11 protein-coding genes are annotated in these 15,911 nt (G+C 39.5%); 7 read left to right on the forward strand and 4 right to left on the reverse strand.

The window, feature by feature from the left end:
- Positions 1-85: 85 nt before the first annotated feature.
- Positions 86-1,129, forward strand: a complete 1,044-nt coding sequence (locus D0T20_RS03145) for a LacI family DNA-binding transcriptional regulator (protein ID WP_115757614.1) — start codon at positions 86-88, stop codon at positions 1,127-1,129.
- Positions 1,130-1,302: 173 nt separating this feature from the next.
- On the opposite strand, the gene fucO is transcribed toward D0T20_RS03145, so the two are convergent.
- Positions 1,303-2,454 (reverse strand): lactaldehyde reductase, encoded by a 1,152-nt coding sequence (gene fucO / locus D0T20_RS03150; RefSeq protein WP_116438368.1) that lies wholly within the window; start codon positions 2,452-2,454, stop codon positions 1,303-1,305.
- Positions 2,455-3,018: 564 nt separating this feature from the next.
- Here fucO and D0T20_RS03160 point away from each other — a divergent pair.
- Complete coding sequence (locus D0T20_RS03160) at positions 3,019-3,846, forward strand: ABC transporter ATP-binding protein (RefSeq protein ID WP_116438369.1); 828 nt, start codon at positions 3,019-3,021, stop codon at positions 3,844-3,846.
- A gap of 16 nt (positions 3,847-3,862) precedes the next feature.
- Positions 3,863-6,556: an ABC transporter permease gene (locus D0T20_RS03165; protein ID WP_116438370.1), complete on the forward strand. Its 2,694-nt coding sequence runs from the start codon at positions 3,863-3,865 to the stop codon at positions 6,554-6,556.
- A gap of 142 nt (positions 6,557-6,698) precedes the next feature.
- Here D0T20_RS03165 and D0T20_RS03170 read toward each other — a convergent pair whose 3' ends face one another.
- Both D0T20_RS03170 and D0T20_RS03175 read right to left on the reverse strand, forming a co-directional pair.
- A complete protein-coding gene (locus D0T20_RS03170) occupies positions 6,699-7,418 on the reverse strand; it encodes a response regulator (protein WP_116438371.1) in 720 nt (239 codons plus the stop codon).
- 18 nt (positions 7,419-7,436) lie between these two features.
- Positions 7,437-9,977, reverse strand: a complete 2,541-nt coding sequence (locus D0T20_RS03175) for a sensor histidine kinase (RefSeq protein WP_116438372.1) — start codon at positions 9,975-9,977, stop codon at positions 7,437-7,439.
- A gap of 129 nt (positions 9,978-10,106) precedes the next feature.
- On the opposite strand from D0T20_RS03175, the gene D0T20_RS03180 reads away from it, so the two are divergent.
- From D0T20_RS03180 to D0T20_RS06390, 4 genes are all read left to right on the forward strand, one after another.
- Positions 10,107-11,486, forward strand: a complete 1,380-nt coding sequence (locus tag D0T20_RS03180; protein ID WP_032817685.1) for an alpha/beta fold hydrolase — start codon at positions 10,107-10,109, stop codon at positions 11,484-11,486.
- A 159-nt stretch (positions 11,487-11,645) separates the two neighbouring features.
- A complete protein-coding gene (gene proC / locus D0T20_RS03185; protein WP_116438373.1) occupies positions 11,646-12,449 on the forward strand; it encodes a pyrroline-5-carboxylate reductase in 804 nt (267 codons plus the stop codon).
- Between the two features lie 56 nt (positions 12,450-12,505).
- Positions 12,506-13,594, forward strand: a complete 1,089-nt coding sequence (gene ychF / locus D0T20_RS03190) for a redox-regulated ATPase YchF (RefSeq protein ID WP_016635390.1) — start codon at positions 12,506-12,508, stop codon at positions 13,592-13,594.
- A 114-nt stretch (positions 13,595-13,708) separates the two neighbouring features.
- Positions 13,709-14,539: a L,D-transpeptidase gene (locus tag D0T20_RS06390; protein WP_162862675.1), complete on the forward strand. Its 831-nt coding sequence runs from the start codon at positions 13,709-13,711 to the stop codon at positions 14,537-14,539.
- 127 nt (positions 14,540-14,666) lie between these two features.
- Here the strand turns inward: D0T20_RS06390 and D0T20_RS03200 are convergent, their stop codons facing one another.
- Positions 14,667-15,728, reverse strand: coding sequence for a YeiH family protein (locus D0T20_RS03200; protein ID WP_116438374.1), 1,062 nt, complete (start codon positions 15,726-15,728; stop codon positions 14,667-14,669).
- Between the last annotated feature and the right edge of the window lie 183 nt (positions 15,729-15,911).

Consider the following 15,911-nt stretch of genomic DNA (forward strand, 5'->3'; position numbering starts at 1 on the left):
TTCTTTAAGATTATGATTTAGATAGAAAATGTTTTAGATAGAGAATGCGTTAAGCAAAAACGCGTAGAAGCTAGAAAGGGAGAAAATGGCCATAAATAGCAAACAAAGTGGTTTAGAAGAATCTGAATCGTTGAAGCCTAAGATTACAGAACTTGCTAAAGAAGCTGGTGTTTCTCCGTCTACAATATCTAAGGTAATAAACGGTAGGTCGGGAGTATCGGAAGAAACTCGAAGGCGCGTAGAAAAAGTTCTAGCTAAAAGTGGGCGCGATTATTCTCTTGTTAGCACTAAAATTTCTCCAACAGTTGAGCTACTTGTAGATTACGTTGCAAATAATGGCACGATTGAGATGATTACTTACGCGTCTCACTGGGCGCAAAAAGAAGGATTAGCGCTTACGGTTGCTCAAACTAACAATGGCAAAAAGCGCGAGGAATGCTTGCGTGGAATAGTAGATAGAAATCCTTTGGGTGTTATATCGCAAATGTCTGATCTAGAAGAAAAAGATAAAGAATTTTTGCGTATGCGCAATATTCCGCTTGTGATTATTGACCCAGTTTCTATAGGCAGCGGCAACGATCACACGATTTCTATTGATAATTGGACAGGTTCCTACGAGCTTACTCGGCATTTGATTAGTTTGGGCCATAAGCGAATTGGCGTTATTACAGGTCCGTTAAACGTTCAATCTGGTGTTGCTCGTTTTGCTGGATACAGTGCTGCTATGGAACAAGCTGGTTTGAGTGTTGATAAAGACTTAGTAAAAGAGGGCGATTATCTTCCAGAGCTTGGTTACAAAATGGCTTGTAGTCTTTTGGATTTGCCTAAAGCCAAGCGTCCAACTGCAATTTTTGCTTGCAACGATATTACTGCTGTAAATGTGTATCGCGCAGCTCGCGAGCGCGGAATTAAGTTAGGAACAGAGCTTTCGGTTGCAGGCTTTGATGACGTTTATCCAGCGCAATATTTAATGCCTTCTTTAACAACCGTTAATCAGCCTTTTGATATTATGGCAAAAAATGCTGTTAGTATGATTCTTGCAATTCGAGAAGGCAAGGAGATTGAAAGTCAACTAGTTCTTCCTGCTCATGTTGTTATTCGAGACAGCACTCAGCCAGTTGTTGATTAATATAAGGCTTGTAGATATAGGCTTTATGACTTATTGCATACAAAATGTGGACGCAACTTAAATCAAGAGTTAACACAAGAGTTAAATCAAGATAAATTGCGTCCACAAATTGTTTGTTCTAAATGTGCGTATTTATTTATTGTTTGCTTATTTTTAGAAGACTACGCAAAGAGCTACATCAAGCTTGTGTAAATCTTGCGAATATCTTCCAAAGTGGCCTTGCGTGGGTTTCCTGGAGTGCAAACATCTGCCAAAGCGTCGTGGCTTAAGCCTTCAATATCTGCCTCACTAGCTCCGACTTCGCTAATCTTAGTAGGATTTTCAAGCTTAACCGTTAAGTCGTGAACTGCCTTTACAGCAGCATTGCGCACGGTTTCGAGGTCATCGGTGTATGCGTTTGGAACGTCGAATGCGGCAGCAATATCGCGATACTTTTCGCCAGTGTAATCTTTGTTATATTCCATAACAGGAGCAAGCAAAATTCCGTTTGCAACGCCATGAGCAACGCCAAGGCGACCACCGAGTGGGTGAGCCATGCCGTGAACCAAGCCCAAACCAACGTTGGAGTATGCCATGCCAGTTATATAGCTTGCGTAAGCCATTTGTTCGCCTGCTGGAACATCTCCGTCTGCGCTCTTTGCAAGGTTTTGTGCAATCATGCGAATTGTTTGCAAAGACAAGCAATCCGAAAGGCTCCATGCGCCTGGAGTAATGAAACCTTCGATTGCGTGTGTGAGTGCGTCCAAACCAGTTGCAACTTTAAGCGAGCGTGGCATGGAATCGGTGAGATCTGGGTCTACGAATGCAACGATTGGAATATCGTGAGGGTCTACTGCAACGAACTTGCGAAGCTTTGCAGTATCGGTAACAACATAGTTGATTGTTGTTTCGGAAGCGGTTCCTGCGGTTGTTGGCACGCCAAAGATTGGTACAGAAGGATTCTTTGTATCTGCAACGCCTTCTAGAGAAAGAACATCGCCAAACTCTGGGTTAGCTACAATAATTCCAATGCCTTTGCATGTATCTTGCGGAGAGCCGCCGCCGAGTCCAATAAGGAAGTCTGCGCCAGATGCCTTGAACTTTTCTACACCGTCTTGAATGCATTCAACAGGTGGATTTGGCTTTACGTTGTCGAATACTTCGTATGGAAGACCAGCGGATTCTAGAACGTCGGTAACTCTTTTAACGGTTCCAGTCTTTACAAGAACAGGATCTGTTACAACAAATGCTTTTTTGAATCCATGTGCTTTAGCAACGTTTGGAATCTCTTTGATTGCTCCACGACCAAAGTAAGCAGTCTGATTAAAAATCATTCTATAGACCATGCGAAAATCTCCTTTGAGTTTCTTGTTGGCTTATGCCAAATTTTTGGTAGTCGATTAATATTTTACAATATTGCATGACATTTGGCGAGTGTGTAAATAAGCGTTTTGTTACTAAAATTAACAAATAAACAATTAAAATGAACATAAACTAACTAATTTTATGCATTTTTATTTATTTTAGATATAAATAAGCACATTTATAAAAATTCGAGCACATGATTTGTAATGCTTATTTTGAAGGAAAAATATTAAACATGTTAAGAAAAATTCTTTAATTGATGGTGTTGTAGTTGCCAAATTGACTTATTTTGCATTAAAAATTGACTTATTTTGCATTGACTAATCGCGTGAAATGCAAATTTGAGCTTGTAGCATTAACAATCTTATGCAAGCTTCTCATACTAAAGTATGACGATTTTACATAAGAGCATTTTTATATCAAAATTTAATATCAAAATCCCTATTATTCCAATGAAAATATCAGCCTTACGCACTATAGAGAATGCGTTTTTAATCACGTAAATTGTAATTGTAAGGTAATCACAGAAGTATGTGAGGTGCAAAATGAGTGTTGAAAATAGTCAAGATACGCGTTTTACGCAAATGAATTATTCCGCTCAAGAAGGTTTGATTGGCGAGACTGCGGTTGCAGCTTTGCATGTTGTTAAAGATTTTGGCAAGGGCGCAGGCATTGTTCACGCTTTGCGAGATGTTAGCGTTAGCTTCGAGCGCGGCAAGTTTACGGCGATTATGGGTCCTTCTGGTTCTGGAAAGTCAACTTTAATGCATTCTTTGGCTGGTCTTGACAGCGTTAATTCTGGAAAAGTTTTGGTAGATGGCCTAGATATTACAGGTATGAGCGATAATCAGCTTACGCTTATGCGCCGCGAAATGGTTGGGTTTATTTTCCAAAGTTTTAATCTTCTTCCAATGTTTAGCGCTGAGCAAAATATTCTTATGCCTCTTACTTTGGCAGGCAAAAAGCCAGATAAGCAATGGTTTAATACTTTGATTAATACTCTTGGCTTGCAAGATCGCTTAAAGCATAGGCCTTCTGAGCTTTCTGGTGGTCAGCGCCAACGCGTTGCAATCGCTCGAGCTTTAATCTCTAAGCCTTCCGTAGTTTTTGCAGACGAGCCTACTGGCAATCTCGATTCTGCTTCCAGTTTGGAAGTTTTGCATTTTTTGAAGAAGTCTGTAACGGAACTTGGTCAAACTGTGATTATGGTTACTCACGACGCTGTTGCAGCGTCTTATGCAGATAGAGCAATCGTGTTTGCAGATGGTCAAATCGTTGAAGACGTGCAAAATACTACTGCAGAAGGAATGAGCAAGATGCTTATGGAACGCAGCGAGGCTGGCGTTAATAATCAGCCTGCTCAATTGCAATAAAAGGGGTGAAGTTAGAATGTGGAAAATCGCACTAAAACTTATGCGTAAAAGCGTGCGCATGTTAATCGCCTCTGGAATTGCAATTCTTATAGGCAGCATGTTTATGAGCGCTACTTTGCTTTTTGCAAACAGCGTTGATGACTTGATGGTTCGTAACGCAACAAATGAATTCGGTAGCGCAAATTATGCAATCTCATTTAGGAATCCTAACAGTTCTCCGAGTAGTAAAATTCATTATAAAGACCTTCATTTAGACGAAATATCGAAGATGCCTGGTGTTAATGGCATTCGTAGTGATGATGCGACTGCTCTTGTAAGAGTGGAAAAAGGTGATAAATCAGTTACGAGTATTGCTTGGTCTAATGGTTTGTATGGAAATCTTCCTGTGTATAAATCAACAGAAGGTAGAGAACCGCAAAAAATAGGTGAAATAACTCTTATTAAAAGTATTGCTAAATCAATACATGCAAATATTGGCGATACTATAACTTTGGTTAAAGTAGATGACACTGGCGGAGATAAAGAAAAATCGTACGATGTTCGTGTGGTTGGTCTTGTTGATGATGGAGAGCATTCTCAAATACCATTTTCAAATCGCGGCACATATCTTGGTGGCGTAACGAATGATTTTTGTGCAAAACTCAACAATCTTAAGAATTTTGACAATGAAGTTGTGCAAAGCAAAGTGTACATGAGTATTGATGAATCTAAAATAAACGATTTATCTCCTAAGATTAACTCTTTGCTTCCTTCGAGATTCTCTCTTATGTCTAGGCATGAAGTTGGCGTAAGAGCTGTTCGAAATGTGTCTAACGGTACCAATTTTGTAACCATGTTTTTGCTATCTTTTGGTATTCTAGCGTTGCTTATTTCTTCGCTCGTTATAGCAAACACATTCCAAGTTTTGGTTGCTCAACGCAGACGCACTCTTGCACTTTTGCGCGTAATCGGTGCACAATCGCACCAGCTTTATGCAGCAGTTTTGCTTGAAGCTGCAATACTTGGAGTTATTTCTGCGGCTGTTGGCGTGCTTTGTGCAATCGGATTTATGGGCGCAATTAGTAACGTGAATATTAATTCTGGACCGTTATCTAAGATTCCTTTGATTGTTTCGCTTCCAGCGGTTGTGTGGCCAATAGCAATTGGCACGATTGTAACAGTTCTTGCATCTATGGGTGCTGCGAGGTCGGCTACAAAAGTAACGCCTATGGAAGCGCTACGACCAATGGATTTGATTAAAGATAAGCGTGCAAGCATTATTCGCGCTGTTTTTGGTGTTGTGTTTATTGTTGTAGGCATTTTAGCTACGGCTTTAAGTGCTACTTCTTTAGCAAGCATGATTGCGAGGAGGTCTCCTACTGCTGGTTCTGATTCTTGGATGACTTTGCTTGGAGCAATGTTTGGTTGCGCGCTTGTTTTTATTGGTATTGTTATGACATCCATATTCTGGATGCCGTTTGCTATGAAGGCAACTGGCGCAATCATGGCACTTTGTGGTCCTGCATCTAAAGTTGCTAACGCAAACGTGCAAAGAAACCCTAGAAGAGTTGCGGCAACTGGAACGGCTTTGCTTATTGGCGTAACGCTTGTTTCAACGGTAGTAACTGGCGCAATATGTGGTAAAGCAACTCTTAAAGGTGTTGTTGATGACCATTACAGTGTTGACATTATTATTCAAGGCAAGAATGTTGATGAATCTTTAGCTGCCGATATTTCAAAGATTAGTGGAATAAAGCATACTGAGTTGCTTCCTGCAGTTCCTATGACTTTTAAGAACGCTAAGGGCGAAACTGAGTATGCTATGGCAGCTGGAGTTGATAATACAGATCAACTTAAAAATGTAATGCACACTGACCTTGATGGCGTTAATATAAACAAAGATTCTGTGCTTTTGCCTAAGTTTAATGGAGAAGGCGGAGAGCCTTTTGAGCTTAAAAAAGGAAACCTTAATCTGCAAGCTTACGTAGAAAAGTACAGTTCTGATGAAACAGACAGTAATAATATTACGCCATTTACTGGCATGAATACAGACTCGAGTAATAACGATAAGAGCATTACTGTAAAGCAAGTTCAGTTTAAGAAGTATAGAAATGTTAATATATATTCAAGGAATACTGCTTTTGTTAGCAAATCTTACTTCAATAACTACCTTAAGCCTACAACGCATATTCTGCTTATTTCGGTAGACTCTAGCAAAGCTAATCTTGTAGATATTGTTAAAAATATTAGAAATATTACATCTAGCTATGCGGAGGTTATGGCTGGTGGAAGCGTGTTCCAACGAGCGCAGTGGGAGAGTGCTATCGACATAATGATGATGTTGCTTGTTGGCTTAATAGCAGTAGCTGTTGTGATTGCTTTAATAGGCGTTGCAAACACATTAAGCTTGTCGGTTATTGAGCGAACCAAAGAATCTGCAACTTTGCGCGCAATCGGCATGACAAGAGGACAGGTTAGAAGATCTCTTGCGTTGGAAGCAACGTTGATCTCCCTAACAAGCACTGTTTCAGGCTTGATTGTTGGAACAGTGTTTGGATGGATTGGATCCTACATGGTGTTTAGCGCAATTGGCAAAGTTCCGTTTGTAATTGATTGGGCTATTTACGCGATTCTTGCTCTAATCGCTTTACTTGCAGCGCTTCTTTCCAGCGTGCTTCCAGCTCGTAGAGCAGTAAAGTCTTCGCCAGTAGTTGCGCTCGCGGAGGACTAATCGCTAGAAACGCAAAACAAAATGCGGTTGCAATTTTAATCATTCAATTAAGAATTGATTAATTTGCAGCCGCATTATTTTTATAGAAAAGATTTATTATTTATAAGAACATTCGCATTATTTTTTATTTTTATAAAAATAGTTAAACAAGACTGTTCTCGTAAGCAAACACAACAGCTTGGACGCGGTCTCTTGCGTTGATTTTTCCTAAAATATGAGCAACATGCGTTTTGACTGTTGGCAAGCTAATAAACAGTTTATTAGCAATCTCTTGGTTGGATAGTCCGTGAGCAATCTCTACAAGAACTTCGCGCTCGCGATCTGTTAAGTCGTTTAAGCAAGAATCGTAAGCGTTTGCGTTTTGCTCGTTTTTAGTCGCAATCTCTTCTTTTGCTTTTTCTTCATCGTTAGGCTTAGAGATCATTGACTCAATCAAACGCTTTGTAGCAGTTGGAGCAATAATTGCGTTTCCTTGATACACAGTTCGTATTGAATTAAGCAATGTTTCTGGCTCTGTATCTTTAAGCAAAAATCCCGATGCGCCCGTATGAATCGCAGCCATAACGTATTCGTCTAAATCAAAAGTTGTTAAAATAATAATGCGCGTATTGGCGTTAGTGTCTTCTTTTAAGATTTTGCGCGTAGCTTCCAAACCGTCCATGTTAGGCATGCGCACGTCCATCAAAATAACGTCTGGATTTTCCTTTGACGCAACTTCTACAATTTCATTTCCATTCGCTGCTTGCGCAACAACTTGCATATCTTTTTGCGAGTTGATTACCATAGCAAATCCTGCGCGCACAAGCTCCTGATCGTCTGCGATAGCGACTCGAATTACTCCATTGTTTTCCATATTTTCCATGTTTTCCATACTATCAATTTATTCGTGCTTGTTGGCAAGTCTGTGTTGAATTTGTTCATCAAGCGAAGGAGCGGGGCGAACCGCAATCTCAGTTACATTTGCACCATTATTTGATGAATTAACACTTGAACCTGTTTCTCGCAAAATTCCAAGTAGTTTTCGCATGTACCTAAGTGCTGAGCGACCTTCATCTCCAATGTTTTTAAAAGCTTTACTAATTGCTTCAATTTGCTCTTGCTCTAGTTCTTGTTCTTGCTTTAGTTGTGATGACTTTAGCTTTTCTGCATTGCTATTTGATTTTTCGTATTTATTTAGCATATCGATTCCACTGTTTGCAGCATCAATTACTTTATGCAATGTAACTGCAACTTTTTGCTGAATATTTGCGCTAATGCGCTGCCTTTCGGCATTTGCTGCAAGTACTTCTAGCTGTTTTTGCTCTTGCTCGAGTTCTGTTCTGCGTGTTTTTAGAATCAGCAAATTATTATCATCGTTTCTGCGGTAATAAGCAAATGCAATAGCAGTAAAACAAATTAATGCAACTATAAAACCAAAAACTAATCCTACGGACGCCATTTGCATAATGTCATAAAAATTGGTTGTGTACGCATTAGATGCAAAAAATCGTATTGGAGTTTCATTTTGTGGAATATTTTTTGATGCAACACCAATTTTTACAGCAAAAATAGCAGATTCGGCGAGCACTACTGCGCTAACCCATTGCCATGCGTGCTTTTTGCCATAGAGCACAGCCGCATAAACAATGGTTGGTATAAAGAAATTAGCAAATAAAATATTAGGCAAGCATATAAGTTGTATTGCAGAAAATGCTGCTGCAACAATTGCGCATGTTGTTGGAGCTTTTCTACGAAACATAAATGGAATCATAGTAGTAAGCGTAAGTATTCTATAAAGTATTTGTAATGAAAGCGAGCTTGAATACCCAGAAGTCATTCCAGTTCCAACAGTAAAATCGTAAGTTGGTATAAAAAGCATTAGAACAGTCCAAGGTGCTGCATAAATAACATCGCCAATAAGCCAATGTTGTTCAAACCATTGTGATACTTTTTCAATCCTATTTTGTGAATTATTTGCTTCTGGCAAAACTTTTGATGAGGTTTTATCGCTTGTATTTGCTGGTTTTTCTTGCGTTGATAATGGATTATTAACTTTTACGTTTTTATAACTAACATTAGGAATACTATTTAGTGCAGAAGCAGTAGTGTTTGACTGGTCTGCGCTGTAGGAATATGGAATAAAAGCAACAATACTAAACGTTCCATCGTTTAGTTTTCCATAATCAAGTGTGCCGTGAAGATTTTCAATGCGCTCTTCCATGCCAATCAAACCATAACCGTTTTTATGTGTTGCACTGCTATTTTGCGCCTGATTTGCTTCGATTTTGCGTATCTCATTTGTGATTTTTAGCGTTAAGCCTTGTTCGTTCCACTGTTCGTGAATGTTTATTTTAATGCCGTTTCCTGCGTGCTTTCGAATATTAGTAAGAGATTCTTGAACAACGCGGTATGCAACGGTTTGTGCATCTTTGTTGAGTTTATTAGAAGAATTTATGCCATCAACAGTGTGCCAAAAAATGTTATTAGGAGATGCAATTTTTGCTTGCTCAATAAGCGAAGGTATGTGATTAAAATCCAATTGAGCGGATGGAGCGTCTGTTAAAGCTTCTAGCAGTCGACGCATGTCGTGAACGGCGCGCTCTGCTTCGTTTTTAATAATATGCATTGTTTTTTTAGCAAGCGAAATATCTTTGGTTGCTGCATAACGACCACCATCTGCTTGAACAATAATAATAGAAAGCGTGTGAGCAACAATATCGTGCATATCCCTAGCGATTCTTGCACGCTCTGCAGTAATAGCAATATGCTGAGCTTTCTTTCGGTACGCGCGAATAGCGTTATTGTTCTCTTGTAAAAGTTGAATAGTGTGTACGTGAGTGCGCTGCCAGTAGCCAATAATAACCGTAATTGTAGTAATAATAATCGCAAAAATTATATTAGGAATTGCAAAATCAAGTATAATTGAAACGCAGTTTTTAATGTTACTACTATTTATATTTTTTACGCTACAAGAATAACTAGCTTTTAAATGATTGATGCCATATATTGGCCCCATTACAATATTCCACGATATTGCTGCGCAAGATAATACTGTTGTTACGTAAGCTGCAATAACAAAAGCTTTTGAATGCTCTGGATTTCCGCGAGCAATAGCATTAACAAGCAGCACAAAACCAAAGAAATCAGCAAAAAGTTGAGCTGGACCAAATATTACTTGCACAATGCATGCAACAATAAAAATAACAGCTGTGTGTTCGGGCCATAGTTTTCGTAGTGAAAGTAATGATGCAACAACAATATTTATAAGATAGGCTGTAATTAGCGAACTTTGCGTCAAGAATCCGTCAACATTGCTTATAGTATACCGATTGCTTGAAAGCATAAAAAGAATAAGCGGAATAATGCCCCACAATATATCGTTTAGCGTAAGCTCAGTGCGTAAGCGTTGTATAGCTCTGTTAAACGTGTGAGATATTTTCATAATTACTAGGCTAGTACACGGCACTTTATAGAACAATCGAACTTTAGTATGATTTATATAAGAGTGCGAGTTTGCGTATGTGATTTGTTGTTGCAATGTAGCATGCGAGTGCAGAAAGGAATGTTTACAATGGCACTGCTAGCAAAGTATTACGTACCAGGATTGTATGTAGAAGAGCGCGCAATCGATGTTCCTTTAGATTGGGAGCAAAACACTCCAGGCGATTCTATTAAAGGGGAGAAGATTCGCCTATTTTGCAGGGTTATTAGTGCTCCAGAACATGCGCATGACGATTTGCCTTTGCTAGTGTTTTTGCAAGGAGGCCCAGGCGGTCAGTGCCCTCGTCCACTTTCGCCGTCTAGCGATGGTTGGATTCAAGAAGCAATTAAGCATTTTCGCGTAGTCTTGCCAGACCAGCGTGGTGTTGGGCGCTCTTCTAGGGTAGATGCTTCTACGATTAAGCGCATGGCAGACGACGGCGTGAGCGTAGAGCGGCAAGCATGGTACTTAAAGCGATTCTTAGCAGATTCTATTATTCGCGATTTTGAGCATTTGCGCTTAACTGAGTTTAATGCAAAGCCGTGGGTTTCTTTGGGTCAAAGCTATGGTGGATTCTTAACGCTTACGTATTTGTCTCTTTTCCCACAGGGCTTACTTGCAAGCTTTACAACGGGCGGCATTCCTCATGTTCCTGCAAATGCGCGTGAAGTCTATGAGCATACTTTTCCTCGTATGGCGCGTAAAACTGAGCAATTCTATGAGCGCTACCCGCAAGATGTTGCGCGCGCTGCTGCTATTGCAGATAGGATTTCTCAAGGAGATGTTTTCTTACCTAATGGCGAAAAGCTAACGGTTGAGCGATTCCAAACTCTTGGATCATCTTTTGGCATGAAGCCAAGTTTTGAAAGAGTTCATTGGTTGATTGACTCCGCATTTTCGGATGGAGATGGATCTCTTAAGGCATTTAAGCATGGCGGTGGAACAGCAGACGGCTATTTAAGCGATGAGTTTCTTTACGGTGTTATGGATGCAACGTCTTCTAGTCCGCTATATTGGCCGCTGCAAGAATTTATTTATGCTGATGGTGAATTAGAGCACCCGATTTTGTGGGCAGCTCAGCAGGTTAGGGAAACAATGCCAGAGTTTTCTGGTAGCGCGCGCCCGCTTCTTTTTACGGGCGAAGCTATGTTTCCTTGGATGTTTGATCAAGAAAAAGCTTTGCAACCATTCTTGCCAGCAGTTGACTGCTTAATGAGTGACAAGCAGTTTGGCAAGATTTACGATTTAGATCAACTTGCAAATAACGAAGTTCCTTTGCAAGCGGCGGTTTACTTCGACGACATGTACGTTGATTCTGGTCTTCAGTTAGATACGCTTTCGCGTATTGCAAACTCCCATTATTGGACAACAAACGAGTTTGAGCACGATGGTGTTCATGGCGACTTTGTGTTCCGTCATTTGCTAGAAGAGGCAAAGAATCGTGGAGATTTGGAGTCTATTTATAAGTGATATAAGTGATAAGTAATATAAGCGGTAAGTAACTTTGATTAAAGTACCTAACAAATGATTAGATATACAAGTTATATATACAAATGATTAGATGCTTAATAAAAAGTTAGTGTTTATTTAGTGTTCGTTTTAGTGTTTAGATATTAAGGGGATTTGTTAATGAGTTCTAACTCAATTGGAACCGTTGGATTTATTGGCTTTGGAAACATGGCTCAAGCAATTGCTCAAGGTTTGATTCGCGCTAATGTTTTACAAGGTAGAGATATGGTTGCATGCGCGGCGCACTTTGAAAAACTTGCTAATAATGCAAGCAAATTTGGCGTAAAAGCGTTAAAAAGTGCGTGTGAAGTTTGCGATTCTAGCAATGTTTTAATTTTGGCTGTAAAACCAAATCAAATAGAAGAAGTTTTGCAACCTATTGCAAAAACTATTGTAGAAAGAAAAATCGCAATTATTTCCGTTGCAGCAGGCTGGACTCTTAAGCGTTACCAGAATCTACTTGGCAAAGATGCTAACGTGCAATGCATTATTCCAAATACGCCAATCGCAGTTTGCCAAGGAGTCACTCTAGCAGAAAGCGAAAATACGCTAACAGATAGTCAATTAGAAGCTTTTAATGCTATTTTTAATCCGATTTCTTTAGTCGAGCGAGTAGATAGCGATCACATGAATATTGCAATGTGTGTTTCTAGTTGCGCTCCAGCTTTTACTGCTATGTACATGGAAGCTTTAGCAGATGCTGGCGTAAAGTACGGTCTAAAGAGAGATTGCGCATATCGCTTGGCTGCAAAGATGATTGAGGGAGTAGGCGCGTTGTATATGGATACGCGTGTTCACCCTGGAGCTATGAAGGACGCAGTATGCTCTCCTGGTGGCACTACGATTCGAGGTGTTGCAAAGCTAGAATCGTGTGGTTTTAGGGGAGATGTTATTAGCGCTGTTGACGCAATTCAACAAAAATAAAACATTACGAGTATAGTAGTGTAGTCACTTCCGCTAGCTGGTCTAAAGTAGGTAATATGTCTTTAACTATTGGAATCGTAGGTTTGCCTAACGTTGGTAAATCAACTATGTTTAATGCGCTAACACGAAATAACGTTTTAGCGGAAAATTATCCATTTGCAACAATCGAGCCAAATACTGGTATTGTGCCTTTGCCAGACAAACGTTTGCCTGTTTTAGCAAAGCTTGTTAAAACCGAGAAAATCGTTCCAGCAACCGTTACATTTGTTGATATTGCAGGAATCGTTAAGGGTGCAAGCGAAGGCGAAGGCTTGGGAAACAAGTTCCTTGCTAATATTCGCGAAGCGGATGCTATTTGCGAAGTCGTTCGCGCGTTTAACGATGATGACATTGTGCACGTTAATGGCAAGGTGGATCCTGCAGACGATATTGACACAATCAACACGGAGCTTATTCTTGCAGATTTGCAAACAATCGAGAATGCTTTGCCAAAGTTAGAAAAAGATTTACGCGGCAAAAAAGTTACTCAAGAATACGTTGGCGCAGTGAACAAAGCTAAAGAAATTCTTGAATCTGGAAAGACGATTGATCAGGCTCATAACGAGAAGTTGATTAATAAAGACGACGTTTACGATTTGCACTTGCTTACTGCTAAGCCTTTTATTTATGTGTTTAATGTTGACGATTCAGAGCTTTCGGATGATTCTTTGAAGTCTAAGCTAGCAGAGTCTGTAGCTCCTGCAAAGGCGATTTTCCTTAACGCGCAATTTGAGTCGGAGCTTACTGAGCTTGATGAAGAAGATGCTAGAGAAATGCTTGCAGATGCAGGATTACAAGAATCTGGATTGGATCAGCTTGCGCGCGTTGGCTTTGATATTTTAGGGCTTCAAACCTATTTGACTGCTGGCGTTAAAGAAGTTCACGCATGGCAGATTCATAAGGGTTGGACTGCTCCGCAAGCTGCAGGCGTTATTCACACAGATTTTGAGCGTGGATTTATTAAAGCAGAAGTTGTTTCTTACAATGATTTTGTTGAGGCTCAAGGCTCTATGGCAAAAATCAAGGAAGAAGGAAAGCTTCGTCTTGAAGGCCGCGATTATGTTATGCAAGACGGAGATATTGTTGAATTTAAGTTTAATGTGTGATTAGTTAGACAATAATCATATAAATAATCAAATAACGTGTAATTTGGCGCTGCTTAGGCACTATAGTGTAGTATCGAAGTGGCGCCTTTTATTTTGTTTACTTATGGAGATTGTATGAATATATTTTATGCTTTTAAAAGCATGTTAAAGTCGCTTATTTCGCGATTTGTGAAATATGTTATTAGCTTAAAATCTCCAAAAAATCGCAAAATTTTCTACAAGCGTGCGCTCGCTTTTCTAATTGTTTTGGTCTTCTTTAGTTTTGTTGGATTCCAAGTATCGCATGTTGTTCAAGAAGCGAATAAGCGTATTTTTGTAAATCTTAAAGCACAATATTTTAAGTCAAACAAGCTTGATTCCGCTTTAAGTAATGTAAAAAGTAAAAAAGGCGATAATTTTGGCGCAAAGTCGAAAGCAAAAAAGACGCCATTAGAGCATAATGATAAGTCCAAAGATAAGTCTAATGATAGCTCTAATGCACAAAATCAAAATGCGAATGCAATTGATTTTTCTAACTTATGGAAGATTTCTACAGGCGGTCAATATCCAAATCTTTCTGGAATAGATGCAAATCATTTGCAAATAAATGTAGACCTTAAAAAACAACGTGTTTATATTTATGCGAATAATAATCTTGTTTATACAATGATTGTTAGCTCTGGAATGAATAACTCCACACCTAAAGGCGATTTTAGAATAGGGCATAGGGGATATCATTTTTACAATAGAACAGAAGGAATGGGTGGAGACTATTGGGTTGGTTTTATAGGAGCAAAGTATTTGTTCCACTCTGTTCCAACTCGTGCTAATTTTGGCGATTATATTGTAGAAGAAGCGCAAAAACTTGGGGTCCCTGCATCGCACGGATGTGTGCGATTAAGTGTTCCAGATGCTAATTGGTTCTATACGAATATTCCAGACGGAACAGCAGTACATATTGAATAATCTGTTTTAGAGTTATGTGAAGCATTTACGTAAGTAAGAAATATAAAAAATCAGGAGATTTCAAAATTCAATCCCCTGATTTTTTTGTTTGCGCTTTAATTGCGTTTGTTTTATCTATGTTTGTTTATTAGAAGAACAAAACGCTAGCTGCACAGGCCAATGCTGTTAGAACTATAGATGCCAGGAAGCTTGCTAAGAATGCTGCTTTTCCTTGCTTAAATATAACTCTAAAGTTTACGTTGATTCCAAGAGCAGCCATAGCCATTCCAAGGAAGACGTATCCTGCGTCTACAAGGAGTGATGCGTAGGACGAAACAAAAGGCACGTACGTACCAATAACAGATGCTGCAATAAATCCAAGCATAAACCATGGGAAGTTGATTTTGCGCTTTCCGTTATCTTCTACTTGGCTATGACGAGCGTTCCACCAAATTGCAATAAAGATTGATGTAGGAACAAGCATAAGAACTCGAGTAAGCTTCATGATTGTTGCAACGTCAATGCTTCCAAAAGCTCCGCCCGCTGCAACAGCGTGTGCGATTTCGTGGAGCGATGCGCCAGATGCAATTCCAAGCTGCTGCTTAGTCATTCCAAAGTGAGGAAGAATAAAGATTTCTGCCAAAGCGTAGATTGTGCCCATTATTGCAACTGTTGCAACAGCCATAACCTCGTTTTGTTCTTTTTCGTCCTCATCTTGTGGAAGCACTGGCATAGATCCCGAAAGCCCCATAACAGCTGCAGCTCCGCAAATGCTTGTGCCTCCTGCGGTTAGCATTGCAAGTTGTGGGCTAACCTTAAGGAATTTTGCAATGTTGTATGTAATGCATACCATAACAGCAACTAGAACGGCTGCAATTGGTAGGCATTTTAATCCTTGAGTAAATAGAACGTGCAAATTTAGCTTAAAGCCAAGCAAAATAATGCCTAGTCGAAGTAGCTTATTTGCGATTAGGCCAGCAGATGCTTTAACGCCTGCTCGTCTAGAATCATTGTTCAACTTGTATACGTGCAAAGGCAGCTGCAGAGCCATACCAATAAGCAACGCAATAATAAGAGCCCCCAAAAGGCTTAGGCCTGGGAACTGCTTGAGCCAGCTGCCGATTAAGGAAGCTAGAAGTGTAAGCACAGCTATAAGAGCCATGTTTGTTGTGCAGATTTTCTTTTTCCATGTATCAAAGAAATTAACCATTTAGCCAATTATTCTCTCGTAATCGGACAAAAACGAACAAAAAATCAAAAATATTTACACATTTTCTAGCATTTTGTTGTAATGGCAAGCGACACGCCTATATAAAATCACATAATAAAACATATTCGATAAAAATCTATCGTAGTTTTGTATTAGTTTCATTTACATTGTGATTAATTAAAT

The sequence above is a fragment of the Gardnerella piotii genome (genome assembly GCF_003397585.1).
Taxonomy (GTDB): domain Bacteria; phylum Actinomycetota; class Actinomycetes; order Actinomycetales; family Bifidobacteriaceae; genus Bifidobacterium; species Bifidobacterium piotii.